Here is a 22,541-nt window from a genome sequence, read left to right as displayed (position 1 = left end):
CTGCGATCCTCCCTGTCGCGACCCAATGAGAGCTGGGCTCAATCGTCCGAAGGCCGCATCACCGTCAGCGTGATCCACTCGGCCGACAATGCCGGCTTGACCGCGCCCTCGATCTCCACCGCCGTCTCCCAGACCGTCTGTACGCTGACCGCCCGCTCGGTGATGCCGGTCATCTTGAACCGGCCGCGCACCCGCGCCCCGGCCTTCACCGGATTGAGAAACCGCACCTTGTCGAAGCCGTAATTCATCCCCATCCGCGTGCCGCGGACGCCGGGGATCGCCTCATAAGCAAGGGTCGAAAGCAGCGAAAGCGTCAGAAAACCATGGGCGATCGTACCCCCGAACGGTGTTTCGGCTTTCGCCCGTTCGGGCTCGACATGGATGAACTGGTGGTCGTGGGTGGCGACGGCGAATCGATCGATCATCGTCTGATCGACGGTCAGCCAGGGCGAAAGCAGCGGCTCGCCGTTCAGATGGGCGCGATAGTCGGCAAGCGACACCATCCGCTCCCGCAGCAACGCTTCCGTTTCGGCCACCGAGGACAGGGGCATTACGCGTCTCCGAAAAGTTCCGGTCCGGTCATCACGCCGATTCCGCCATCGATCGGCAGAATCGCGCCGGTGATATATGCGCCGGAGCGGCCGCAAAGGAACAGCGTCGCGGCGGCGATATCATCCGGCAAGCCGATCCGCCCGAGCGGCACCTGTGCGCCGACCGCCGCGGCCTGTTCGTCGGTGCCCGTTGCGAACGCGGTCATTTTCGACTGGAAGGGGCCTGGCGCAAAGGCGTTGACGGTGATCCGGCTGACTGCCAGCTCCTTGGCGAGCGAGCGGGTCAGATGATGCACCGCGGCCTTCGAGGCGGCGTAGGAATAGACGTTTTCGGCCAGTGGCTGGGCGCCCATCACCGAGCCGAGATTGATGATGCGGGCCGGATCGTCGTCGCGGGCGCTGGCTTTCAGCAGCGGCAGCAGCGCCTGGCTCAGCGCGAACAGGCCAACGACATTGACCGAGAGCACCCGGTTCCAAGCCTGATAGGGAAACGCGCCGAGCGGCGCGCCCCAGGAGACGCCGGCATTGTTGACGAGGATGTCAAGCCGATCGGTCCGCTCGCCAATCGCCTTCGCCAGCGCCGCGACGCCGTCTTCGCTGGAGACATCGCCCGCCAGCGGCACGACGATTCCGGGATGACCTTCCGCGTTGATGGCAGCGGCCGCCGCCTCGCAGGCCTCGATCTTGCGCGAGGCGATGAACACCGTCGCGCCGCCACCGGCCAGCGCGGTGGCGATCATCCGGCCAATTCCCGTGGCACCTCCGGTCACCAGCGCCGTCTTGTTCGCAAGCGCGAACAGCCGCTCCAGCATTCCTTGCGTCACCCGACCAACCTTTCCCGCCGATGATCCGGTAACACCTAGATCACAATCGCGAATTGACATCGTTGCGCAATGTATGTCCCCATCTCGGAACACGCTGGCTCGGCGCGATGACTGAGGGCTGGGAGAACTTCCGATGTCGAAGCCGACAACGCCGAAACAACGCAAGCCGAAGAAGCCATTGGTCAAGCCGCGCGGCCGACCGCCCCGCAACGAGCGAGACTTTGCCGCCATCCGCAGCGCCGAAGACAACGCGCTGCGTCAGCGCATTCTCGCCGCCGCGGCCGACGTCTTTGCCGAGCGCGGCTTTGCCTCCGCCTCGATCGACGAGGTGGCGCGGCAACTGGGCGCAACAAAGGGCCTCGTCTATCACCGCTACCGCTCCAAGGGCGAGCTTCTTGCCGACCTCTGCGCTGAGGGGTTGGAAGCGCTCAACGCCCAGCTCGAAGCGATCGCCGACCGGCCCATGCCGGCAATTTCCCGGCTCACCGACGCGGCCACGTCGCACGCCAGCGACGTGGTCAACCGGATCGGCTTGCACCGAACCCTCGCGGAAGCCTTCAGCGGCCGTGCCGCCGCTCTGCTTCCCGCGAGCGAGCAGCAGGCGATCGCGGCGTTCGCCGCGCAACGCAAGGGCTATGAGGCGATCTTCACGCGGCTGATCGTCGAAGCGACCCAGCAGCACGATCTGCCAGGCGGCCGCGACACGGCGATGATCACCCGGATTTTCATCTCCACCCTCGACGCCCCCCTGCGCTGGCCAACCGACATGCTGGATCAACTCGCCGAAAAGTCGCAATTGATCGCGCGTCAGCTGTCCTATTTCGCCATGCGGGGAGCAGGTGCGTCCGACACGACGCTGACGCAGGAGTTTTCGCGATGACGCATGCCGCGCCGGTGATGGCTCTCGGCCTGTCCGAACGCCTGAAGCCGATCCATGCGGCGGTCCGCGACATGGTTCGTGACGAGATCATTCCGGCAAGCGAGGCGTTTCTCGCCGAGGTTCCGAAGGAAGGGCGCTTTGTCTATACGGATCGCCAGCGCGCTATTCTGGAAGGGCTGAAGACGAAGGCGAAAGCCCGCAATCTTTGGAATTTCTGGCTGACCGATTCCGAGCGGGGGTTCGGCCTGAATACGGTCGAATACGCCTACCTCGCCGAGGAAATGGGCAAAGCCCATCTCGGTGCCGAGACCTTCAATTGCTCAGCGCCCGACACCGGCAATATGGAGGTGCTCGAACGCTTCTGCACCGAAGAGCAGAAGGCGCCCTGGCTGCCGCGCCTCCTCGACGGCGAAATCCGCTCCGCCTATTTGATGACCGAACCGGACGTCGCTTCATCCGACGCCACCAACATTGCCATGCGCTGCGTGGCGAAGGGCGACGACTACATCCTCGACGGCGAAAAATGGTGGGCGTCCGGCGCCGGCGATCCGCGCTGCGCGATCTACGTCGTCATGGTGCGCACCGGCGACGACACGATGCCCAAGCACAAGCGGCACTCGATGTTGCTGGTGCCCGCCAAGACGCCCGGCATCACGGTGCTGCGACCGATGCAGGTCTATGGCGAGGACGATGCGCCGCATGGCCACATGCATATCCGCTTCACCGACGTCCAGCTGCCGAAATCGGCGCTGATCCTTGGCGAGGGTCGTGGTTTCGAGATCGCCCAGGGGCGGCTCGGCCCCGGCCGCATCCACCACTGCATGCGCGCCATCGGACAGGCCGAACGCGCGCTGGAGCTGTTGTGCGAGCGCTCGCTGGCGCGGGAAGCCTTCGGCAAGACGCTCGCCGAACTCGGTGAGAATTACGACGTCATCGCCAAGGCCCGCATGCAGATCGAGATGGCCCGGCTGTTGTGCCTCAAGGCGGCCTGGATGATGGACCAGGGCGACCCCAAGGCGGCCGCGCCTTGGATCTCCGCGATCAAGGTCGTCGCGCCGAACATTGCGCTCGATATCGTCGATCAGGCGATCCAGATGCATGGCGGCGAAGGCATCTCGCAGGACACGCCACTCGCCAGAATGTGGACGCATCTGCGCACGCTGCGCCTCGCCGACGGGCCGGATGCCGTTCATCGCCGGCAGGTGGCGCGCTGGGAATTGGCGCGGCATCGCGCATGAAAGCCGGGTGCCGGTTTACCTTCGATTAACCAGCATTTCTAATTCCATGCATCGGCGCGGAAAAACAGCAGCAACGCGGCGATCAAAACCCCGCCCATGGCGACGATCTCCAGGAGATAAAGCAAAGGCGTGCATTCCGGCGTGGCGCAAAGGATGCTGCCGTGGCCGACGGGCAAAGACGCATCGTTATACAAGACGACATGCACCAGACCGTAGACGCAGACCAAGGCCAGCGCAGGCGCCACGACAACCGAAACAAAGTCGTTCCAGTCGAAGCGGTGGCGGGAGAACTCCTCCCGAACGCCTAACGCCTCATACCAAAATTTACACTTTGTTAACCAAGTAAATCCCGACAATTCGCCCAAGGATGTCGAAAGATCACTCATAAGATCACCTCCTTATCCATTCACCTTGGGTAAAAATGTCGCGGGCCAACTCAAGTTCAATCACAGGAAAAGAAATTCGACCGTCATCCGCAAGGATGAAGCATGAAATTGATGAAAGCCGTCATCTGCGAAGGCTTCGGGCCGATCGAAAACAGTCTCCTCGGAAAGGTTCCGGCGCCCGAGCCAACGGCGCGGCGGGTGACCATCGCGATGGATGCGATCAAGCGTGAATTGTCCGAACGGGCTTCGGCTCCAGGGGCTTGATCAGCGACGGCCCGCGCGTGCCGTCATTTCCGGCATGAAGGCCGCCGACCGCGTCGCCGCGGTCGGCCCGCAGATTTGGCACGACCGTCCTTCGTCGCGGCCCCGCCCCCTTGCGCAAAAGGGCATGCCGACGCAGATCGGCCTCAGCCGGATCGCCGCCGGACGAAATCGATCACGTCCTGGCGGATCGCGCGATTGCCGAGCGGCAGCACCGTCGAGAACGAGCTGATCGTCCCGACATGGCCGAGACCGGGATAGATCGTCAGCGTGACCGGCACACCCACCCGCTTCAGCTTGGCGGCGAGCGACCGGCTGTTCTTGGGATCGACGGTGACGTCGTCGGCGCCGGTTATCAGCAGTGTCGGCGGTTCGTCGCCATTGACGAAGTTGATCGGCTGACTTTCGGCCCTGAGCGCCTTCGGGAAGATCTGCTTGTAGCGCTCTTCCTTCAGCGGCAGGAAATCGTAAGGACCGGAGAGGCCGATAAAGCCCGCGAGGCGGTGGATCGACAGACCGGCCTTTTGCAGCCAGCGCCCGTCGGTGGCGAGCAGCCCGGCGATTTCGGCACCGGCCGAATGACCCATCACGAACAGCGGATGGCGCCCCTTCGGCAGACCGTCCCAGCCCTCAGCGGCGATGTGGTTCACTGTCGCCACCGCCTTGGCAGCGTCGTCGACAAAGCCTGGGAAGCGCACGTCCGGATAGAGGCGATAATTCGGGATAGCGACGATCATGCCGGCGCTTGCCAGCGACTCGCCGACGAAGGGATAGATGTCCTTCGAGCCCGAATCCCAGCTGCCGCCATGGATGAAGACGACGACCGGCGTTGTCGCCGTCATCGTCTTCGGCAGATAAAGGTCGAGAGCGCGCCGCGCGCCCGGCCCATAGGAGACATTGGAGACCAGCGTGTAGTCGTTGGAAGGGGTGATCGCGTTCAGCGCCGCCGCGCAACCGGACAGGGCGAAACTATAAAAACCGCAGACGAGCAGCATCGCCAGCCGCCGGACGAAGCGGCCTGGCGCAGCGATCCGGCTCATCGCCCTTCACCAGCGAGCTTGGCGGTGATTCGCTCGATCGTCTCGGCGGTTTCGTCGAGGCTGCGGATGAAGGCCTGCCGGGCCGTCGCGCCGTCCTCGTCGTTGGCGGCGCGATCGACCGCGTCGGCCTCGACCCGCCCCTCAAGCTCGCCAATCCGGCGCCGGGCCTCAAACAGCTGATCGGTGGCCATGATCGCGGCCATCACCGTCAGCCGCAGGTCACCGATCTGACCGAAGGACTCTCTCAGCTCCGCGATCTTGCCGTCGACGTCGGCGGCCAGCGTCTCAAGATGCGCCTCCTCGCCCTCGGCGCAGGCCATGCGATAGGTCTTTCCGTCGATGGTGACGACAATCTGTGGCATGGGCCTTCCCATCAAGATCGTGATGACGTTGCGGCCGACTGCACGTCGGAACGTCACCCGGCGATATTCGCCTATTTATGCTGGTCGAGGACTTTTCGCACCTGCTCCATGGCATCGACCAAACGTTTGGACACCTCGCGATTGGCCTGCTCAAGGCGCTCCCCCCTTGCCAGGGCTGCGTCCAATTCCCGCGCCAGCCGGCCGCGATCGGCGGTCTGGCGCTGGACCTCGGCATCGATGCTCTTGAGATCGTTCTCCCGCTCCAGCCGGACCTCGACGACGTTCTCCAGCCGTTCGAGTGCCGTGCGAAGGCGCACTTTGGCAACGTCGAAAGGATCGTCATGCGGCATCGGCGGTTTCTCCAGCGATCTCGAATGCCCCTCAAAATCAACGTCCTGAACCGGCTCTGGCGAGGCGCATCGGGCGAATACGGCCCAGATTCGGTCTTAACGGCTCGGGCCCGGCAATGAAAGCGGCTCCCAACCCATGCACCGCCCTCATTCCCAGGGTTTTGTTGACAGGGCGCAGAGCATATGATTGCTGCCGCGCGTCTCGGCCGCCCGCTCGATCGGCAGCCAGGTCCTGACCAGGAGCGCTTGAGGGGAGCCCCCGCGATGACGAGCGAAATGCGCCAGCGCATGGCGAATGCCATCCGATTCCTGTCGGCCGATGCCGTCGAAGCGGCGCAATCGGGCCATCCGGGCCTGCCGATGGGCGCGGCCGACATCGCGACCGTGCTGTTCACCCGTTTTCTCACCTTCGATCCGAAAACCCCCGACTGGCCAGACCGCGATCGCTTCGTGTTCTCCGCCGGCCATGGCTCGATGCTGCTCTACAGCCTGCTCTATCTGCTGGGCTACGGCGATATCGACATCGACGAGATCAAGCGCTTCCGCCAGCTCGGCGCCAAGACCGCCGGCCATCCCGAATACGGCCATGCGGCGGGCATCGAGACGACCACCGGGCCACTCGGCCAGGGCACCGGCAACGCCGTCGGCATGGCGCTCGCCGAGCGGATTCTCAACGCCCACTTCGGCGATGACGTCGTCAACCACTTCACCTACGCCCTGGTCGGCGACGGTTGCCTGATGGAGGGCATCTGCCAGGAGGCGATCGCGCTCGCGGGCCATCTGAAGCTCAACAAGCTGATCTTCCTGTGGGACGACAACGGCATCACCATCGATGGCAAGGTGTCCCTGGCCGACTCGACCGATCAGCTCGCCCGCTTCGAGGCCTGCGGCTGGCAGGCACTGGCCTGCGACGGCCATGACCACGATGCGATTGCCAGCGCTATCTTGACCGCCAAGGCCAGCGACCGGCCGACGCTGATTGCCGCCAAGACCACCATCGGCTTCGGCGCGCCCAACAAGGCCGGCACCAACAAGGCTCACGGATCGCCGCTCGGCGCCGATGAAGTCGCCGCCACGCGCGAGGCGCTCGGCTGGCCCCACGCGCCCTTCGAAGTTCCCTCCGATATTCTCGATCAATGGCGCATTGCCGGCCTGCGCTCCAGCGTCAGGCGCAAGGAGTGGGAGACCCGCTTTGCCGCCGTCGACGCCGAAACGCGCGGCGAATTCGAGCGGCGCATGCGCGGCGATCTGCCGAGCGGCTTCATCGAGGCGATGCATCGCTTCAAACGGCAGATGAACGAGAAGCAGCCGAAGGTCGCCACCCGGAAAGCTTCGGAAATGGCGCTGGAGGAGATCAACGCCGTCGTCCCCGAGACCATCGGCGGCTCGGCGGATCTGACCGGCTCCAACAACACCCGCACCAGCCAGACCCGGCCGATCGCTCCCGGCGACTATTCCGGCCGCTTCATCCATTACGGCATCCGCGAGCACGGCATGGCAGCGATCATGAACGGCATGGCGCTGCATGGCGGCATGATCCCCTATTCCGGCACGTTTTTGACCTTTGCCGACTATTGCCGGGGCGCGCTCCGCCTGTCGGCGCTGATGGGCATCCGGGTGATCCATGTGATGACCCATGATTCGATCGGCCTTGGCGAGGATGGACCGACCCACCAGCCGGTCGAGCATCTCGCCTCCCTGCGCGCCATTCCGAACATGCTGGTGTTCCGCCCGGCCGATGCGGTGGAGACTGCCGAATGCTGGCAACTCGCCTTGCAAAGCCGTGCCGCGCCGTCGATCCTCGCTCTGTCGCGCCAGAGCCTGCCGACCCTTCGCCTCGACGAGCATGACGAGAACAAGAGCGCCCGCGGCGCCTATGAAATCAGCCCGGCTTCGGGTGAAGCGCAGGTGACGATCTACGCCACCGGCTCGGAGGTCGAGATCGCCGTCGCCGCCCGCGCCAAACTCGAAGCCACCGGCACGCCCACACGCGTCGTCTCGGTGCCGTCCTTCGAGCTGTTCCGCCGCCAGACCAGCGAGTATCGGCGGGCGCTGACCGACGACGACAGCCTCAAGGTCGCGATCGAGGCCGGCATCCGCCAGGGTTGGGACGAGTTGATCGGCCGCGACGGCATCTTTATCGGCATGACCGGCTTCGGCGCCTCCGGCCCGGCCCCGGAGCTTTACGCCCATTTCGGCATCACCGCCGACGCCCTCGTCGCGGCGGTCAACGCCCGCCTTGCCGAAACTCAGGTCGCGGACGAGGACTGACGCGGCAGCTTCCGGTGATGGGCAAAACTCAGCGCAACCGTGAAAAAAGCTTCGGGCGGCGCCAGCTTGATTCAGCCGGGCGTGGGCGTTACAGCCCGGCCAGACCATTGGCCCGCTCCACTGGCCGCATCCATCGACATGGAACACCCTGAAGGGAGACACACTCATGGCAGTTCGCGTTGCAATCAACGGCTTCGGCCGAATCGGACGAAACGTTCTTCGCGCCATCGTCGAGTCCGGCCGTACCGATATCGAGGTCGTCGCGATCAACGATCTCGGTCCGGTCGAGACCAACGCGCATTTGATCCGCTACGATTCCGTTCATGGCCGCTTCCCCGGCGAGGTGAAGGTTGAAGGCGACACGATCGACATCGGCCGCGGCCCGATCAAGGTGACCGCCGAGCGTGATCCGAAGGCTCTGCCCTGGGGCGAGTTCGACATCGACGTCGCGATGGAATGCACCGGCATCTTCACCGATCCGGCGAAGGCCTCGGCCCATCTCGAGGCCGGCGCCAAGAAGGTGCTGATCTCCGGTCCGCTATCGAACGCCTCCGGCGCCGAGAAGACCATCGTCTTCGGCGTCAACCATCAGACCCTTACGGCGAACGACACGGTCGCGTCCAACGCCTCCTGCACCACCAACTGCCTCGCTCCGGTCGCCAAGGTCCTCAACGATGCCATCGGCATCGACAAGGGCTTCATGACGACGATCCACTCCTATACGGGCGACCAGCCGACGCTCGACACGCTGCACAAGGATCTCTACCGGGCCCGCGCCGCCGCGCTGTCGATGATCCCGACCTCCACCGGCGCCGCCAAGGCCGTCGGCCTGGTGCTGCCGGAACTTAACGGCCGCCTCGACGGCGTCGCCATCCGCGTGCCGACCCCGAACGTCTCGGTCGTCGACTTCAAGTTCCTGGCGAAGCGGCAGACCAGCGTCGACGAGGTGCAAGAGGCGATCCGCGCGGCCGCCAACGGCCCGCTGAAGGGCATTCTCGGCTTCACCGACGACAAGAACGTCTCCAGCGACTTCAACCACGACCCGCATTCCTCGGTCTTCCACATGGACCAGACCAAGGTCATGGACGGCAATCTGGTGCGCGTGATGTCCTGGTATGACAACGAATGGGGCTTCTCGAACCGCATGTCCGACACCGCGATCGCGATGCACAACGCCTGAGCGGCGCGTTCGACACACCGATAAACTGAAAAAGGCCGCCTTTCGGGGCGGCCTTTTTCACGATTCGATAAAGTCTCTTATCTTTTGCCGGGCCTTACTCGAACAGGCTGAAGATCGACCCCGACGATCCGCCGACGCGCTTGCCGGTGCGGTCGAAGCCCTCGCGGCGGTGCTGCTCCTGGGCATAGGCCTCGGCGGTGATCGGCTCACCGGTGCGATAGGTGAAGGTCGAGCTGGTGGCGAATTCGCTCGGCGCCATATTGGCGGCGATCTCTTCGGTCTTGACCTCGTCCTGCTGCTGCTTGGCCGCCACCTGCGGCGCCATCTCGATCTGCGGGCACGGCCCGGTCGGCGACAAATTGGCGAGGGTCTTGGTGTCCTGGTCGAAAACGTAGCTGCGGTTGCAGACGCCGACATTCGGCGGCCGCTTGGTGACATCGAAATAATCCGATCCCTTCTTCAGCATCTGCCAGAACGCGTAGTGATCGGAATTCTTGTGCCGGGCCATATTCTTCGGCGTCATGCGGAACGGGTAGGCCTGAATCTGGAAGGCGCGCTGGCCGCCGTCGAAGGAATGGCGGGCAAGCGCGTAAATCTCCTGCACCTGCGCATCGTCCATGGCGTAGCAGCCGGACGAGTTGCACGAACCGTGAATCATCAGCGCGTCGCCGGTGCGCCCGTTGGCACGGTCGTAAAGGTTGGGATAGCCAATGTTGATGGCCAGGTGATACTTCGAATTCGGATTCAGCTGGGCCGGCGTCACCGTGTAGAAGCCTTCGGGCGCCTGGCGATCGCCTTCCCTGGTCTTCGGACCGAGCTTTCCGGACCAGGCGCAGATCTTGTAGCTCTTGAGCAGACCGTAAGTCCCGTCGGTCTTCTGCTTCCAGATCTCGAGGTCGGATTCCTCCTTATAGAGGCGCACGAGGATGGGCGAATTGATGCCCATGTGGTTTGCATTGATGGCGCGAACCAGCTCTGCCGGGAGCGGAGCGTTTTCCGGCACCATGTCTTCGTATTTGCAGGCAGATACGGTCATCAGTGCCGTGGCAAGGGCCACAGCCGTCACGATACGTCGGACGAACATCCCCTCAAGTCCCCAATCGCCTTGCGGCAGGCGCCTTGCGACCCGCCGCCCCCTCTCGAAGAACGCCTATGACCAGTCGCTCTTCATCGCGTCCTCGACCGCCCCTCGAATGCTGCCGCGACACATACTTCGCGACAGTTTCTCACGATTGTCTTAAGCGGATGTAAACCGTGGTCACCGTCCCGGCCGCGCCCCCTGACGCGCCCGGCCACCGCAGATTGCACTGTGATGGTCGTGATATTCTGACAAATGCGTGGTGCGAAGGGAAGTTCGAGTCTGTTGCCGGGCTGCAACGACTTCAAAGATTTCGCCCGATCGCCAGGAATTTTTCGCGCCGCTGTCGCTTCAACTCCTCGCCCGTCAGGCCAGCGAGATCCGCAAACGCCTGACGGATGGCTTCGCCCGCGGCGGTGATCGCCGCCTCCTTGCCGCGATGGGCGCCGCCGATCGGCTCCTCGACGATCGCGTCGATGATGCCGAAACCCATCAGATCCTGCGCCGTCATCTTCATCGCCTGGGCGACGTCCCGCGCCCGGGCAGCGTCGCGATAAAGGATCGAGGCGCCGGCCTCGGGGGCGATCACGTTATAGATCGCGTGTTCCATCATCAGCACCCGGTTGGCGGCGGCGATCGCCATCGCGCCGCCCGAGCCGCCCTCGCCGACCACCAGCGAGACCAGCGGCACTTCAAGCTTCAGGCAGGCCGCGATCGACTGGGCGATCGCCTCGGCCTGCCCGCGCTCCTCGGCGCCGATGCCCGGATAGGCACCGGCGGTGTCGACCAGCGTCAGCACCGGGATCGCAAAGCGTTCGGCCAGATCCATGATGCGCACGGCCTTGCGGTAGCCCTCGGGCCGGGCCATGCCGAAATTGTGCTTCAGACGGGTCTGGGTGTCGTTGCCCTTCTCCTGGCCGATCACCGCCACCGACTGCCCCCAGAAGCGGCCGAAGCCGGCGATCACGGCGTGATCCTCGGCATAATAGCGGTCGCCGGCCAGCGGCACGAAGTCGGTGATCAGCTGACCGATGTAATCGAGGCAATGCGGCCGGTCGGGATGGCGGGCGACCTGGGTCTTCTGCCAGGGTGTCAGCTTCTTGTAGAGATCGGCGAGGGCATCTTTCGAGCGCTTTTCCAGCCGCCCGATCTCGTCGGTGACGTCTACGGCATCCTCGCCCGTCTCGATCTTCTTCAGCTCGATGATCTGGCCTTCCAGATCGGCGACCGGTTTTTCGAATTCCAGATAGTTGTGCATGCGTCCTGCGGCGAAAGCCGTCCTGAGGGAGCGAATCGGGCGAGCGCCGGCAGACAGGGCGACCGCGTGGCGGCTCCGGCGACGCGTGCCTCATCGCGCCGCCCCGCCTGCGGCGGGAAGACTTCGCGGCGCAAACTGGCGATGGGGCGATGCAATGTCAAGAAAGCGTTTTGGGCCTCTTCAGTCCCGGCTCGCCGGCGACAGCGGGTGGTGATCGGTGACGAGCCGGATCAGCCGCTCTTCGAGGACGTGGGTATAGATCTGCGTGGTCGAGATATCGCTGTGGCCGAGCAGTTCCTGGACGGCGCGCAGGTCGGCGCCGTGTTTCAGAAGGTGGCTGGCGAACGCATGGCGCAGAACGTGGGGCGAAATCTTTGCGGCAGCAATGCCGGCCCGCGCCGCGAGCGCCTTGAGATCGCGGGCAAAGGCCTGGCGGGTAAGGTGTCCCGTCTCGGAAGCGGCGGGAAACAGGAAGCGCGTATCGCCCCCCTCGCGCCCTCGAGTCTCGCGCACGACCTCGACATAGCGGCGCATCGCATCGCCCGCCGCCTCGCCGATCGGCACCATGCGCTCCTTGCCGCCCTTGCCTTTGACGATGATCGCCTGGCCGGTCGCCCGCAGCACCGAGCGCGGCAGCGACACCAGCTCGGAGACGCGAAGCCCGGTGGCATAGAGCAGCTCGACCAGCGCCGCGAGCCGCGCCGCCCGCAGCCGCGCCGCCGGCGAGAGATCGTCCCGCGCCGCCGCCTCCGCCGCGAGATCCAGCAGCCGGTCGACTTCCGCCTCGCTCATCACCTTGGGCAGTGGACGCTTCTTCTTCGCCCCTTCGATCGGCCCAGTCGGATCGTCGCCGCGATGGCCCTCGACATAGAGAAAGCGGTAGAACTGGCGCAGCGCCGACAACCGCCGGGCCCGGCTCGATTCGGCCAGCCCTTGCGCGGCGAGCGCCGACACATAGCCGCGGATCGCTTCGGTATCGGCGCTCTTCAGCGTCGTTCCGCGGGCTGCGAAATGGCTGCTGGCGTCTTCGAGATCGCGGCGATAGGCGTCGAGGGTATTTTGCGAGGCGCCGCGCTCGACCGCCATCATCTCCAAAAACGCCTCTGCCTCATAGCCCGCCGCCAGCGAGCCCCGCTCGCCCCCCGCCCGCCGGCTCATCGGCGCAACTCGGCCGGATCGGCGGCCGCATCCGTCGCCGCCGAGGCCTGGGGGCCGGCGACGGGGGACACCGCCGCCTTGGCGGGCTCGGCCTCCGGCAGGATGATCGGCACCCGCACCTCGGTCTGCGTCGGCTGTACGAAGTAGACGAGCGCCGCCATGATGCCGTAGATGGTGCCGGCAATGAGGGCGAGGATCGTCAGAAGGCGTACGAGTGTCGGCATCGGCGTCAGGCGGACTCTCTTTTCGGCGTAAGCTCGCGTCCCTCGGCTCGCTTCTAGCGTGTCCAAGGAAAGACGCAAGCAGCAAGAGGGGCATCGTTTCGGTGCCGGGACCGGGCCACAGCCCCGAGGACCGGCGGGCCGAAAAAGATTTGGTCAGACAGATGGATGGCGAGACGACGACGAACAGGGACATCTCGATCAAGGATCGTCTTTGCGGACGGGCCATCGTGCTCGTCGGCCTGATGGGCGCCGGCAAGACCACCGTCGGGCGGCGGGTCGCAACGCTCCTGTCGCTGCCCTTCGTCGACAGCGACGCGGAGATCGAAACCGTCTCGACCATGACCGTGCCGGAGCTGTTCGAGACCTATGGCGAGCCGGAATTCCGCGCTCTGGAAGCCCGCGTCATTGCGCGACTTACCCAGGACGGGCCGCAGGTGATCGCCACCGGCGGTGGTGCCTATATGCATGAGGCCACCCGCGATCTTTTGCGGAAAAAGGCGGTGACGATCTGGCTGAATGCCGATCTCGACACCTTGATGGATCGGGTTTCGCGACGCGGCGATCGACCCCTGTTGAAAGCCGCCGATCCGCGCCAGGTGATGCAGGAGCTGATGGACAAGCGCTATCCAATCTATGCCGAAGCCGACCTGACCGTCGTTTCGCGCCCGGTGAAACGCGAAATCATCGCCGCCGAACTGGTCGAGGCGCTCGACCGCTACACTTGCGAAAGTCCGCGATCATGATCCCCGAGCCCGCCGTTTCAAACCCTTTTCCGGCCCGGGTGGACAAGGAACGGCATGTGCGCGTCGCGCTCGCCGACCGCTCCTACGACATCCTGATCGGCGAAGGTCTGCTCGACCGGGCCGGTGCCGAGATCGCCGCCCGGCTACCCGGCGTCAGAGCGGTGATCGTCACCGATGCGACGGTGGCCGAACTCTATCTCGCCCGGCTCGAAATCGCGCTGGCCGGCGCCGGCATTCAGACACGCGCCGTCACGTTGCCGGCCGGCGAGACGACCAAGTCCTTCGCCCATCTGGAAGCGACCGTCGACGCCATCCTTCAAGCCCGGCTCGAACGCGGCGACGTGGTGATCGCGCTCGGCGGCGGCGTCATCGGCGATCTCGCCGGCTTTGCCAGCGCCATCGTCAAGCGCGGCACCAACTTCGTGCAGGTTCCGACCACACTGCTCGCCCAGGTCGATTCCTCCGTCGGCGGCAAGACCGGCATCAACACCCCGCACGGCAAAAACCTCGTCGGCGCTTTCCACCAGCCGAGCCTCGTTCTCGCCGACATCGCCACACTCGATACGCTGAGCCCGCGCGAATTTGCCGCCGGCTATGCCGAGGTGGTGAAATACGGCCTGATCGACCGGCCGGACTTCTTCGACTTTCTGGAACGGCACCGCGGCTCGGTCTTTGCCGGCGGACCGGAACGGTCCGAGGCGATCGCCATTTCCTGTCAGGCGAAAGCCGACGTCGTCGCGGCCGACGAGCGCGAAACCGGCGCCCGGGCGCTGCTCAATCTCGGCCACACCTTCGGCCATGCGCTGGAGCGCGCGGTGGCTTACGATCCGGCGCGGCTCGTCCATGGCGAGGGCGTGGCGATCGGCATGGCGCTCGCCCATCGGTTCTCCCGCACCCTTGGCCTTTGCAGCGGCCAGGATGCCGGCCGGGTCACCGCGCATCTCGAAGCGGCCGGCCTGCCGACGACGATCGGCGCCATTCCCGGCCCGCGCCTGGGCCGCGAGACGCTGATGGAGGCGATAGCCCAGGACAAGAAGGTCTCGCGCGGCCGCTTGACCTTCATCCTCACCCGCGGTCTCGGCCAGGCTTTTGTCTCGAAGGACGTCGATCCCGAGGCGGTGGTGCGCTTCCTCGACGAGGAGCTCACCCCATGACCACCGCGCTCTGGATCTATGTCGGCATCGTCGTCGTCCTGATCTGTATTTCGGCTTTTTTTTCCGGGTCGGAGACGGCCCTCACGGCCGTGTCCCGAGCCCGGCTGATGAGCTACGAGAAGAACGGCGATATCCGCGCCGGGATCGTCCAGCGGCTGATCGAAAAGAAGGACCGGCTGATCGGCGCCCTTTTGATCGGCAACAATCTCGTCAACATCCTCGCCTCATCGCTCGCCACCAGCGCCTTTTTGGGCCTCTTCGGCGAAGCCGGCGTCGTCTATGCGACGATCGCCATGACGATCATCGTCGTCATCTTCGCCGAGGTGCTGCCGAAATCCGGCGCCATCGCTCGGCCGGACGGCTTCGCGCTCACCGTCGCGCGGCCGGTCAGCATCGTCGTCACCCTGCTCGGTCCGCTGACGGCGACCGTCAACTTCGTCGTGCGTCGGATCCTCCGGCTGTTCGGCTATGGGCTGGAATCCGGCGCCTCGCTATTGACCGCGCATGAGGAACTGCGCGGCGCGGTGGAGGTGCTGCACCGGGAGGGCTCGCTGGTCAATGCCGACCGCAACCGGCTCGGCGGCCTGCTCGACCTGCACGAACTCGAAGTCTCCGACGTGATGGTCCACCGCACTTCGATGCGCCAGATCAACGCCGACGATCCGGCGCCGGAAATCGTCCGCCAGGTGCTGGAAAGCCCCTATACCCGCATGCCGGTCTGGCGCGGCCATCATGACAACATTATCGGTGTCATCCACGCCAAGGACATTCTGCGGGCGCTGCACGAGGTCGACAACGACCCGTCGCGGATCGTCATCCACCGGGTCTGCACCAAGCCGTGGTTCGTGCCGGAAACGACGACGTTGCAGGACCAGCTCAACGCGTTTTTGCGCCGCAAGGCGCATTTTGCCATCGTCGTCGACGAATATGGCGAGGTCGAAGGGCTGATCACGCTGGAAGACATCTTGGAAGAAATCGTCGGCAACATCGCCGACGAGCACGACGTCGACATGCAGGGCGTCAAGACCGAGGCCGACGGCTCGGTGGTGGTCGACGGCCAGGTGCCGATCCGCGATCTCAATCGCGCGCTCGACTGGAACCTGCCGGACGACGAGGCGGTGACGATCGCCGGCCTCGTCATTCACGAGACCCAGACGATTCCCGAAGAGCGCCAAGCGTTCACCTTCTTCAACAAGCGTTTTACGGTTTTGAAGCGGGAAAAGAACCGCATCGCCAAGCTGCGGATCCGCCCGGCGACCGTGCTGGTGCCGCCGAAGAAGCCGGCCTCGTCGCATTCCGCCAGCGCGCCGATCGATCTGGTGGCCGATCCCGACGACACCGATCCGGAGGTGCTCGACGCGGCGATCGAGGAGATGGAGGAGGTCGAGACCGGCGCTTCTCCAGCGGCGAGCCACGATCCGGAGCGCGACGCGTGGAGCGAGCCCGACCGCGCCGACGACGCGAAGGGCGAGGACGAGCGGCGGTAAGACTTAAAGGCGCAACGAGCGCCTCCCTGCTCGAACGGAACGGCGTTCAGACCGCCGCGCCGCGCCGTGCGGCGGCAAGGCCTTTGGCCAGCGGCAGCATGTGATCCCGCGTCAGCGGCGCGAGCCTCAGGTCGAGCTCGGCCTTCGAGCGCCCTGCGTCCGATCGGACGCAGAAAGGTCGCTCTCACCCTTTGAATCGACGCATCGGGCTTTGCCGAAAATCGATTCCGATTGTCTCGCCGATGCTGTCGGATCGACCCAAACCGCCGCATCGATCTCGGCCGCAACCGCGATCGGCTGATCGCACCATGCGCTGAAGACATGGGCGACGACGGTCATCCCCGCCTCAGTCGCCGCATGGTCGTGGAAGACGCCGTGATCGGTCAGCTGCGCGGAATCGAGCTGCAGCCCGATCTCCTCAAAGACTTCCCGCTCCGCCGCCTGGCGACACGTCTCGCCTTCTTCCGGCTTGCCGCCCGGCTGCATGAAGCGGGTCGTCCCGCGCTTGCGCACCAGCAGCGTCTGGCCGTCCTCCCGCATCAGAACGACGGCGGCAACGGCGATCTCGCCTGTCATGACGAGCCCCTCACGCGTTGATCCAACAGGCGATACGACGCCAAACCCGATCATCGCGCCGGCCAGAGCCCTGAGGCAATCTCACACCCCGCTCATCGGGATGCCCGTCCGCTCGACCTTGCGCGGCGCGGTGAGTTCCTTCCAGGTCGACAGCGCCTTCGACACCGGTGCATTTGCCGGGCGCTCGACGAAGCGGCCATCGCCCTTCTCAGCGCGAATGTCGCCCTCCTTATAGGCCAGCTTGCCGCGCGACAGCGTCATCACCGGCAAGCCGGTGACCTCGACGCCCTCGAAGACGTTGTAGTCGATCGCCGACTTCTGGGTCTTGGCCGAGATCGTCTTCGTCGCCTTCGGGTCGAAGATGATGAGATCGGCATCGGCACCGGGAAGGATCGCACCCTTCTTCGGATAGATGTTGAGGATCTTGGCGATGTTGGTCGAGGTGACGGCGACGAACTCGTTCATCGTCAGCCGGCCGGTGACGACGCCTTTGGTCCACAGCACCGCGAGCCGATCTTCGAGGCCGCCCGTGCCGTTGGGGATCTTGGTGAAGTCGCCGAGCCCCATGCGCTTCTGTTTCGTGGTGAAGGCGCAGTGGTCGGTCGCGACGACCTGCAGCGAGCCGGCGGCGAGCCCCGCCCAGAGAGAATCCTGGTGGCTCTTGTCGCGGAACGGCGGCGACATCACCCGGCGCGCGGCATGATCCCAATCGGCATGGGCATATTCGCTGTCGTCCAGCACCAGATGCTGGATCAGCGGCTCGCCATAGACCCGCATCCCCTTCTGGCGGGCCCGGCGGATCGCCTCATGGGCCTGTTCGCAGGAGGTGTGGACGACATAGAGCGGCACGCCGGCCTGATCGGCGATCATGATCGCCCGGTTCACCGCCTCGCCCTCGACCTCCGGCGGGCGCGAATAGGCGTGGGCCTCCGGGCCGTTATTGCCTTGGGCCATGAGTTTTTGCTGCAGGAAGGCGACGACGTCGCCATTCTCGGCATGGACCAGCGGCATCGCGCCGATCTCGGCGCAGCGGGTGAAGGAAGCGAACATCTCGTCGTCATTCACCATCAAGGCGCCCTTATAGGCCATGAAGTGCTTGAAGGTGTTGATGCCGGCCTCGACCACCTTCGGCATCTCGTCGAAGAATTTTTGGCCCCACCAGGTGACGCCCATATGGAAGGAATAGTCGGTGCGGGCGGGGCCGGCCTTCTGGAACCAGACCTGCAGCGCATCGAGCGGGCCCTGGTCCGGGTCCGGCAGGCAGAAATCGACGGTCATCGTCGTGCCGCCGGCGAGCGCGGCGGCGGTGCCGGTGTCGAAATCGTCGGCCGAGAAGGTGCCCATGAAGGGCATTTCCATATGGGTGTGCGGATCGATGCCGCCGGGCATGACATAGGCGCCGGAGGCGTCGATCGTCTCGTCGCCGGCCAGATCCGGTCCAATCGCGGCGATCGTCTCACCGTCAATCAGGATATCGGCCTTATAGGTCAGATCGGCGGTGACGATCGTGCCACCTTTGATGACTGTGGTCATGGCATATCCCTGTCTTGAGGCGAGCTATCGCCCGCGGTGCGAAGTTCATCGAGCGCAAGGAGCATCATCGGAGCCCTGCCGACATTCAACATGGTCGCCTCATCGAGATGGCCGATAGCATCGTGCATCCGGTGGTTCGGCAAGGAATAGAGCTTGTCGACCATGACACGGGAGGGCTTTGCAAGACCGTTTTCGCTTGTCGGTTCAACAGCCGCGCCCCGCAACACCCGCGCGCCTTCGTCGAAGGTCGTCAGACGCGTTCCTCGGACGCGGCAATGAGACGGCAGTCCTCTTCCACCTGCGCCCAGATCTCGTCCGACCAGATATCAGCCAACCAGACTTCGACCGGACGATATCCTTTCGGCAGAAGCTCTGCCCGCTCCTCTTGCGTCAACGCCTTCGGGCGCCCCATGCGCGCCTCCTGAAATCTCAGATCGATCCGCTCGACACTACGCCACCACCTCGGCCGTCTCCACCACCGCATGCATCAGCACATTGGCGCCGTTGGTCGCCCAGTCCTTGCTGATTTCCTCGGCCTCGTTGTGGGAGAGGCCGTCGACGCAGGGGCACATGACCATCGCCGTCGGCGCGACGCGGTTGATCCAGCAGGCGTCATGGCCGGCACCCGAGACGAGATCGGTGTGGCTGAGGCCGAGGCGCTCGGCGGCATCACGCACCGCCGTGACGCAGGCCTTATCGAAGGTCACCGGATCGAAATGGCCGACCACCTCCATCTCCGCTTCGATATCCATCGCCTCGGCGATCGTCGCGATGCCATCCTCGATGCGCGCCTTCATTTCCTCCAGCGTCTCTTTCGACGGCGAGCGGATGTCGATGGTGAAGACGCAGCGGCCGGGAATGATGTTGCGCGAATTCGGATAGACCTCGACATGGCCGATCGCGCCGACCGCGCTCGGCTGGAAATCCATCGCCGTCTCATGGACAAGCTCGGTCACCCGCGCCATGCCGAGGCCGGCATTGCGGCGCTTGGGCATCGGCGTCGAGCCGGTGTGGCTCTCCTTGCCGGTCAGCCGCACCTCAAGCCAGTACAGGCCCTGGCCGTGGGTGACGACGCCGATGTCGAGATCCTCATCCTCGAGGATCGGCCCCTGCTCGATATGCAGCTCGAAGAACGCCTTCATCTTGCGACTGCCGACCGGCTCGTCGCCCTCCCAGCCAATGCGGGCCAGCTCGTCGCCGAAGCGCTTGCCCTTGGCGTCGACCCGGTCCTTCGCCCAGGCCTCCTCGTGGACGCCGGCAAAGACGCCCGAGGCGAGCATCGCCGGGGCAAAGCGGGTGCCCTCCTCGTTGGTCCAGTTGGTGACGACGATCGGATGCTTGGTCTTGACGCCCAGATCGTTCAGCGTGCGCACGATTTCCAGCGCGCCGAGAACGCCAAGCACGCCGTCATATTTGCCGCCGGTCGGCTGGGTATCGAGATGCGAGCCGACATAGACCGGCAAAGCGTCGGGATCGGTGCCCTCGCGACGGAAGAACATATTGCCCATGGTATCGACGCCCATGGTCAGGCCCGCAGCGTCCGCCCAGGACTGGAAAAGCTTGCGCCCCTCGCCGTCTTCGTCGGTGAGGGTCTGGCGGTTGTTGCCGCCGGCCACGCCCGGGCCGATCTTCGCCATCTCCATCAGCGCGTCCCACAGCCGGTCGCCATTGATCTGGAGGTTGGAAAGCTGGCTCATGGACAGATCCTTTGCAGGAATGAAATTCGGCATACGTCTGGCTCGAACAAGGGTGTTATCGCGAGACGATCGAGGCCGCGACACAAGGCGGATCGAGGCGGAAAAGCGAGGCCATCATCGGGTGAAATCGCGATCAATCCAACCCGTCGAGGATCGGCTTCAGCGTCTCGACGATTTCGCCGATCTGAGCCTCGCTGATCATCAGCGGCGGCGACAGCGCGATAATATCGCCGGTGGTGCGGATCAACAGCCCGTCCTCGAAAGCTCTGACGAAGGCCGAGAAGGCGCGCTTGGTCGGCTCGCCCGCCAGCGGCTCCAATTCGATCGCGCCGATCAGGCCGATGGTGCGGATGTCGATGACGTGCCGTGTTCCCTTCAAGGAATGGATCGCATCGGCCCAGATCGGCTCCAGCGCCTTGGCCCGCTCGAACAGACCCTCTTCGCGATAGGTCTCGAGCGTCGCAAGCCCGGCCGCCGCGGCGATCGGATTGCCCGAATAGGTATAGCCATGGGCAAATTCGATCATATGCTCGGGGCCGCTCATGAAGGCCTCGTAGATCGTGTCCTTGACGAACACGGCGCCCATCGGAATGACGCCGTTGGTCAGGCCCTTGGCGGTGATCATGATGTCCGGCGTCACGCCGAAATAGTCGGCGGCAAAGGCCGTGCCCATGCGGCCGTAGCCGGTGATCACCTCGTCGAAGATCAACAGGATGCCGTGCTGGTCGCAGATTTCGCGCAGCCGCTTGAGATAGCCTTGCGGCGGCGGCAGCACGCCGGTCGAACCCGCCACCGGCTCGACGATGACGGCGGCGATCGTCGAAGGATCATGCAGCGTGGCGATGCGCAACAGATCATCGGCGAGTTCCGCGCCGTATTCGGTCGCCCCGCGCGAATAGCCGTTGCGCTCCGGATCATGGGTGTGGCGCATATGGTCGACACCGGTCAGCAAGGTGCCGAACATCTTGCGATTGCCGACGATCCCTCCGACCGAAATGCCGCCGAAATTGACGCCGTGATAGCCGCGCTCGCGGCCGATCAGGCGGAAGCGCGCGCCGTCGCCCTTGGCCCGGTGATAGGCGAGCGCAATCTTCAGCGCGGTTTCGACCGATTCCGAGCCGGAATTGGTGAAGAAGACATGGTCGAGCCCCGCCGGCGCGATGGTGGTCAGCCGCGAGGCAAGTTCGAACGCCTTCGGATGGCCCATCTGGAAGGCCGGCGCATAATCGAGTTCGGCGGCCTGGGCCTGGATTGCCTCGGTGATCTTCGGTCGGCAGTGACCGGCATTGACACACCACAGCCCGGCGGTGCCGTCGAGCACCTGGCGGCCATCGGCCGTGGTGTAGTGCATGTCCTTGGCAGCAACGAACATGCGCGGCGCCTGCTTGAACTGCCGATTCGCCGAGAACGGCATCCAGAAGGCTTCGAGATTGTTGGGAATGATCCGCGACTGCTCGTTCATCGCCTGGCGCCTTTCCCTGCGCTGATCAGGACCTTGGCGTCACGCGCCCGGCCAGATTCTTGACTATTTGGTCAAATTAGAGGCTAGAAGCGAAGCTGAAGACGGTCAAGCGCTATCACCGCGACGGCGGACCAACATCACAGCGCGCCAAATGGGGGCAGTCTTGGACGCCAAGGCCTATGCGAGCAAGGCGGATCGCGACAGCAACCGTCAATCGACGCGGATCCAGACGATCAACCGGGAAATCATTCTCGACGCTGCGATCGCAGTCTTCGCGGTGCACGGCTTTCGCGGCTCGACGGTGGATCAGATCGCCGCCAAGGCAGAGATGTCGAAGCCCAATCTGCTCTATTACTTCCGCCGCAAGCAAGACATCTACCGGGCGGTGCTGGAGCACACGCTCGACGACTGGCTGACGCCGCTGAGCGCGATCGATCCGCAGGGCGATCCGATCGAGGAACTGCGGCGCTACATCACGCTGAAATTGAAGATGTCGGCGGAAAATCCGGCGGCCTCCCGGCTCTTCGCCAACGAGATCCTCGCCGGCGCTCCGGTGATCGGCGATTTTTTGAAAACGAGGCTGCGCCAGCTCGTCCACGAGAAGGCCGGGGTCATTCGCCGCTGGGTCGCCGAAGGCCGGCTCGCTCCGGTCGATCCGACCCATCTGATCTTCACCGTCTGGGCGGTCACCCAGCATTACGCCGATTTCGACGTGCAGATCCGGGCCGTTCTCGGCAGCCAGATCGACCAGCCCGGCTTTCGCGAGCAGACGGCCCAAGCGGTTTTGACCATCGTTCTCAACGGCATCCGGCCGCGCGGCTGATCCGT

At 64.7% G+C, this 22,541-nt stretch carries 25 protein-coding genes; 9 read left to right on the top strand and 16 right to left on the bottom strand.

The annotated features are described in order from the left end of the window. Nucleotides 1-38 precede the first annotated feature (38 nt). Nucleotides 39-551 carry a MaoC family dehydratase gene (locus J1C48_RS05745; protein ID WP_207256825.1) on the bottom strand — a complete coding sequence of 171 codons (513 nt, stop codon included), beginning with the start codon at nucleotides 549-551 and terminating at the stop codon, nucleotides 39-41. After that, nucleotides 551-1,363, bottom strand: a complete 813-nt coding sequence (locus tag J1C48_RS05740; RefSeq protein ID WP_207256917.1) for an SDR family oxidoreductase — start codon at nucleotides 1,361-1,363, stop codon at nucleotides 551-553. Before J1C48_RS05740 ends, J1C48_RS05745 begins: the two co-directional genes overlap by 1 nt. Before the next feature lie 145 nt (nucleotides 1,364-1,508). Here J1C48_RS05740 and J1C48_RS05735 point away from each other — a divergent pair, with 145 nt between their 5' ends. Next, nucleotides 1,509-2,255: a TetR/AcrR family transcriptional regulator gene (locus J1C48_RS05735; RefSeq protein ID WP_207256824.1), complete on the top strand. Its 747-nt coding sequence runs from the start codon at nucleotides 1,509-1,511 to the stop codon at nucleotides 2,253-2,255. 17 nt (nucleotides 2,256-2,272) lie between these two features. After that, nucleotides 2,273-3,493: an acyl-CoA dehydrogenase family protein gene (locus J1C48_RS05730; RefSeq protein ID WP_207256916.1), complete on the top strand. Its 1,221-nt coding sequence runs from the start codon at nucleotides 2,273-2,275 to the stop codon at nucleotides 3,491-3,493. A gap of 38 nt (nucleotides 3,494-3,531) precedes the next feature. On the opposite strand, the gene J1C48_RS05725 is transcribed toward J1C48_RS05730, so the two are convergent. Continuing rightward, nucleotides 3,532-3,879 (bottom strand): hypothetical protein, encoded by a 348-nt coding sequence (locus tag J1C48_RS05725; RefSeq protein WP_207256823.1) that lies wholly within the window; start codon nucleotides 3,877-3,879, stop codon nucleotides 3,532-3,534. 102 nt (nucleotides 3,880-3,981) lie between these two features. Here J1C48_RS05725 and J1C48_RS05720 point away from each other — a divergent pair, with 102 nt between their 5' ends. After that, on the top strand, nucleotides 3,982-4,143 hold the full coding sequence (locus J1C48_RS05720) for a hypothetical protein (protein WP_207256822.1): 162 nt from the start codon (nucleotides 3,982-3,984) through the stop codon (nucleotides 4,141-4,143). Nucleotides 4,144-4,286: 143 nt separating this feature from the next. Here the strand turns inward: J1C48_RS05720 and J1C48_RS05715 are convergent, their stop codons facing one another. The 3 genes from J1C48_RS05715 to J1C48_RS05705 form a co-directional block, all read right to left on the bottom strand. Then, nucleotides 4,287-5,180, bottom strand: coding sequence for an alpha/beta hydrolase (locus tag J1C48_RS05715; RefSeq protein ID WP_207256821.1), 894 nt, complete (start codon nucleotides 5,178-5,180; stop codon nucleotides 4,287-4,289). Further along, the gene (locus tag J1C48_RS05710; RefSeq protein ID WP_207256820.1) at nucleotides 5,177-5,542 is read right to left on the bottom strand and encodes a cell division protein ZapA; all 366 of its coding nucleotides are present in this window, start codon (nucleotides 5,540-5,542) and stop codon (nucleotides 5,177-5,179) included. Before J1C48_RS05710 ends, J1C48_RS05715 begins: the two co-directional genes overlap by 4 nt. Nucleotides 5,543-5,613: 71 nt before the next feature. Beyond that, the gene (locus J1C48_RS05705) at nucleotides 5,614-5,892 is read right to left on the bottom strand and encodes a DUF4164 domain-containing protein (protein ID WP_207256819.1); all 279 of its coding nucleotides are present in this window, start codon (nucleotides 5,890-5,892) and stop codon (nucleotides 5,614-5,616) included. A gap of 264 nt (nucleotides 5,893-6,156) precedes the next feature. On the opposite strand from J1C48_RS05705, the gene tkt reads away from it, so the two are divergent. Both tkt and gap read left to right on the top strand, forming a co-directional pair. Further along, entirely contained in the window at nucleotides 6,157-8,163 is a 2,007-nt protein-coding gene (gene tkt / locus J1C48_RS05700) for a transketolase (protein ID WP_207256818.1), read from the top strand. Between the two features lie 166 nt (nucleotides 8,164-8,329). Beyond that, entirely contained in the window at nucleotides 8,330-9,343 is a 1,014-nt protein-coding gene (gap, locus tag J1C48_RS05695; protein ID WP_207256817.1) for a type I glyceraldehyde-3-phosphate dehydrogenase, read from the top strand. 94 nt (nucleotides 9,344-9,437) lie between these two features. On the opposite strand, the gene J1C48_RS05690 is transcribed toward gap, so the two are convergent. The 4 genes from J1C48_RS05690 to J1C48_RS05675 all read right to left on the bottom strand — a co-directional run bounded on the left by J1C48_RS05690 (nucleotide 9,438) and on the right by J1C48_RS05675 (nucleotide 13,061). Next, nucleotides 9,438-10,409: a L,D-transpeptidase family protein gene (locus tag J1C48_RS05690; RefSeq protein WP_231081602.1), complete on the bottom strand. Its 972-nt coding sequence runs from the start codon at nucleotides 10,407-10,409 to the stop codon at nucleotides 9,438-9,440. Between the two features lie 316 nt (nucleotides 10,410-10,725). Continuing rightward, nucleotides 10,726-11,679 carry an acetyl-CoA carboxylase carboxyltransferase subunit alpha gene (locus J1C48_RS05685; protein WP_207256815.1) on the bottom strand — a complete coding sequence of 318 codons (954 nt, stop codon included), beginning with the start codon at nucleotides 11,677-11,679 and terminating at the stop codon, nucleotides 10,726-10,728. Between the two features lie 180 nt (nucleotides 11,680-11,859). Continuing rightward, the gene (gene xerD, locus J1C48_RS05680; RefSeq protein WP_207256814.1) at nucleotides 11,860-12,837 is read right to left on the bottom strand and encodes a site-specific tyrosine recombinase XerD; all 978 of its coding nucleotides are present in this window, start codon (nucleotides 12,835-12,837) and stop codon (nucleotides 11,860-11,862) included. Then, nucleotides 12,834-13,061 (bottom strand): hypothetical protein, encoded by a 228-nt coding sequence (locus J1C48_RS05675; protein WP_207256930.1) that lies wholly within the window; start codon nucleotides 13,059-13,061, stop codon nucleotides 12,834-12,836. The genes xerD and J1C48_RS05675 overlap by 4 nt, the downstream gene beginning before the upstream one ends. A gap of 161 nt (nucleotides 13,062-13,222) precedes the next feature. Here J1C48_RS05675 and J1C48_RS05670 point away from each other — a divergent pair, with 161 nt between their 5' ends. The 3 genes from J1C48_RS05670 to J1C48_RS05660 are packed head-to-tail and all read left to right on the top strand — an operon-like array spanning nucleotide 13,223 to nucleotide 16,445. After that, nucleotides 13,223-13,804 carry a shikimate kinase gene (locus J1C48_RS05670; RefSeq protein ID WP_207256813.1) on the top strand — a complete coding sequence of 194 codons (582 nt, stop codon included), beginning with the start codon at nucleotides 13,223-13,225 and terminating at the stop codon, nucleotides 13,802-13,804. Further along, entirely contained in the window at nucleotides 13,801-14,958 is a 1,158-nt protein-coding gene (gene aroB / locus J1C48_RS05665; protein ID WP_207256812.1) for a 3-dehydroquinate synthase, read from the top strand. Before J1C48_RS05670 ends, aroB begins: the two co-directional genes overlap by 4 nt. Continuing rightward, entirely contained in the window at nucleotides 14,955-16,445 is a 1,491-nt protein-coding gene (locus J1C48_RS05660) for an HlyC/CorC family transporter (protein WP_231081603.1), read from the top strand. The genes aroB and J1C48_RS05660 overlap by 4 nt, the downstream gene beginning before the upstream one ends. Nucleotides 16,446-16,571: 126 nt before the next feature. On the opposite strand, the gene J1C48_RS05655 is transcribed toward J1C48_RS05660, so the two are convergent. From J1C48_RS05655 to aptA, 6 genes are all read right to left on the bottom strand, one after another. After that, nucleotides 16,572-17,021: an NUDIX hydrolase gene (locus tag J1C48_RS05655; protein WP_207256811.1), complete on the bottom strand. Its 450-nt coding sequence runs from the start codon at nucleotides 17,019-17,021 to the stop codon at nucleotides 16,572-16,574. Nucleotides 17,022-17,102: 81 nt separating this feature from the next. Further along, nucleotides 17,103-18,554, bottom strand: a complete 1,452-nt coding sequence (gene hydA / locus J1C48_RS05650) for a dihydropyrimidinase (protein ID WP_207256810.1) — start codon at nucleotides 18,552-18,554, stop codon at nucleotides 17,103-17,105. Then, on the bottom strand, nucleotides 18,551-18,781 hold the full coding sequence (locus J1C48_RS05645) for a type II toxin-antitoxin system PemK/MazF family toxin (protein ID WP_343217683.1): 231 nt from the start codon (nucleotides 18,779-18,781) through the stop codon (nucleotides 18,551-18,553). Before J1C48_RS05645 ends, hydA begins: the two co-directional genes overlap by 4 nt. Nucleotides 18,782-18,804: 23 nt before the next feature. Then, a complete protein-coding gene (locus tag J1C48_RS05640; RefSeq protein ID WP_207256808.1) occupies nucleotides 18,805-18,966 on the bottom strand; it encodes an antitoxin MazE-like protein in 162 nt (53 codons plus the stop codon). A gap of 37 nt (nucleotides 18,967-19,003) precedes the next feature. After that, nucleotides 19,004-20,251 (bottom strand): Zn-dependent hydrolase, encoded by a 1,248-nt coding sequence (locus tag J1C48_RS05635; protein WP_207256807.1) that lies wholly within the window; start codon nucleotides 20,249-20,251, stop codon nucleotides 19,004-19,006. A 133-nt stretch (nucleotides 20,252-20,384) separates the two neighbouring features. Further along, nucleotides 20,385-21,713: an omega-aminotransferase AptA gene (gene aptA, locus J1C48_RS05630; protein ID WP_207256806.1), complete on the bottom strand. Its 1,329-nt coding sequence runs from the start codon at nucleotides 21,711-21,713 to the stop codon at nucleotides 20,385-20,387. Between the two features lie 151 nt (nucleotides 21,714-21,864). Here aptA and J1C48_RS05625 point away from each other — a divergent pair, with 151 nt between their 5' ends. After that, nucleotides 21,865-22,536, top strand: coding sequence for a TetR family transcriptional regulator C-terminal domain-containing protein (locus J1C48_RS05625; RefSeq protein ID WP_207256805.1), 672 nt, complete (start codon nucleotides 21,865-21,867; stop codon nucleotides 22,534-22,536). Nucleotides 22,537-22,541: the final 5 nt, after the last annotated feature.

The sequence above is a fragment of the Jiella flava genome (assembly GCF_017349315.1).
Classification (GTDB): domain Bacteria; phylum Pseudomonadota; class Alphaproteobacteria; order Rhizobiales; family Rhizobiaceae; genus Jiella; species Jiella flava.
Note: the sequence above shows the minus strand (reverse complement) of the source record. Positions and strands in the feature narration are given on the sequence as shown.

Excerpts from the sequence above, each read along its gene's own strand:
- J1C48_RS05670 (WP_207256813.1), top strand. The coding sequence starts at position 13,223 with ATGGATGGCGAGACGACGACGAACAGGGACATCTCGATCAAGGATCGT.
- J1C48_RS05710 (WP_207256820.1), bottom strand. The coding sequence starts at position 5,542 with ATGCCACAGATTGTCGTCACCATCGACGGAAAGACCTATCGCATGGCC.
- aptA (WP_207256806.1), bottom strand. The coding sequence starts at position 21,713 with ATGAACGAGCAGTCGCGGATCATTCCCAACAATCTCGAAGCCTTCTGG.
- tkt (WP_207256818.1), top strand. The coding sequence starts at position 6,157 with ATGACGAGCGAAATGCGCCAGCGCATGGCGAATGCCATCCGATTCCTG.
- J1C48_RS05685 (WP_207256815.1), bottom strand. The coding sequence starts at position 11,679 with ATGCACAACTATCTGGAATTCGAAAAACCGGTCGCCGATCTGGAAGGC.
- J1C48_RS05640 (WP_207256808.1), bottom strand. The coding sequence starts at position 18,966 with ATGGGGCGCCCGAAGGCGTTGACGCAAGAGGAGCGGGCAGAGCTTCTG.
- J1C48_RS05635 (WP_207256807.1), bottom strand. The coding sequence starts at position 20,251 with ATGAGCCAGCTTTCCAACCTCCAGATCAATGGCGACCGGCTGTGGGAC.
- J1C48_RS05720 (WP_207256822.1), top strand. The coding sequence starts at position 3,982 with ATGAAATTGATGAAAGCCGTCATCTGCGAAGGCTTCGGGCCGATCGAA.
- J1C48_RS05745 (WP_207256825.1), bottom strand. The coding sequence starts at position 551 with ATGCCCCTGTCCTCGGTGGCCGAAACGGAAGCGTTGCTGCGGGAGCGG.
- J1C48_RS05625 (WP_207256805.1), top strand. The coding sequence starts at position 21,865 with ATGGGGGCAGTCTTGGACGCCAAGGCCTATGCGAGCAAGGCGGATCGC.
- J1C48_RS05725 (WP_207256823.1), bottom strand. The coding sequence starts at position 3,879 with ATGAGTGATCTTTCGACATCCTTGGGCGAATTGTCGGGATTTACTTGG.
- aroB (WP_207256812.1), top strand. The coding sequence starts at position 13,801 with ATGATCCCCGAGCCCGCCGTTTCAAACCCTTTTCCGGCCCGGGTGGAC.
- J1C48_RS05705 (WP_207256819.1), bottom strand. The coding sequence starts at position 5,892 with ATGCCGCATGACGATCCTTTCGACGTTGCCAAAGTGCGCCTTCGCACG.
- J1C48_RS05730 (WP_207256916.1), top strand. The coding sequence starts at position 2,273 with ATGGCTCTCGGCCTGTCCGAACGCCTGAAGCCGATCCATGCGGCGGTC.
- J1C48_RS05715 (WP_207256821.1), bottom strand. The coding sequence starts at position 5,180 with ATGAGCCGGATCGCTGCGCCAGGCCGCTTCGTCCGGCGGCTGGCGATG.
- J1C48_RS05675 (WP_207256930.1), bottom strand. The coding sequence starts at position 13,061 with ATGCCGACACTCGTACGCCTTCTGACGATCCTCGCCCTCATTGCCGGC.
- J1C48_RS05740 (WP_207256917.1), bottom strand. The coding sequence starts at position 1,363 with ATGCTGGAGCGGCTGTTCGCGCTTGCGAACAAGACGGCGCTGGTGACC.
- J1C48_RS05655 (WP_207256811.1), bottom strand. The coding sequence starts at position 17,021 with ATGACAGGCGAGATCGCCGTTGCCGCCGTCGTTCTGATGCGGGAGGAC.
- J1C48_RS05660 (WP_231081603.1), top strand. The coding sequence starts at position 14,955 with ATGACCACCGCGCTCTGGATCTATGTCGGCATCGTCGTCGTCCTGATC.
- gap (WP_207256817.1), top strand. The coding sequence starts at position 8,330 with ATGGCAGTTCGCGTTGCAATCAACGGCTTCGGCCGAATCGGACGAAAC.
- xerD (WP_207256814.1), bottom strand. The coding sequence starts at position 12,837 with ATGAGCCGGCGGGCGGGGGGCGAGCGGGGCTCGCTGGCGGCGGGCTAT.
- hydA (WP_207256810.1), bottom strand. The coding sequence starts at position 18,554 with ATGACCACAGTCATCAAAGGTGGCACGATCGTCACCGCCGATCTGACC.
- J1C48_RS05735 (WP_207256824.1), top strand. The coding sequence starts at position 1,509 with ATGTCGAAGCCGACAACGCCGAAACAACGCAAGCCGAAGAAGCCATTG.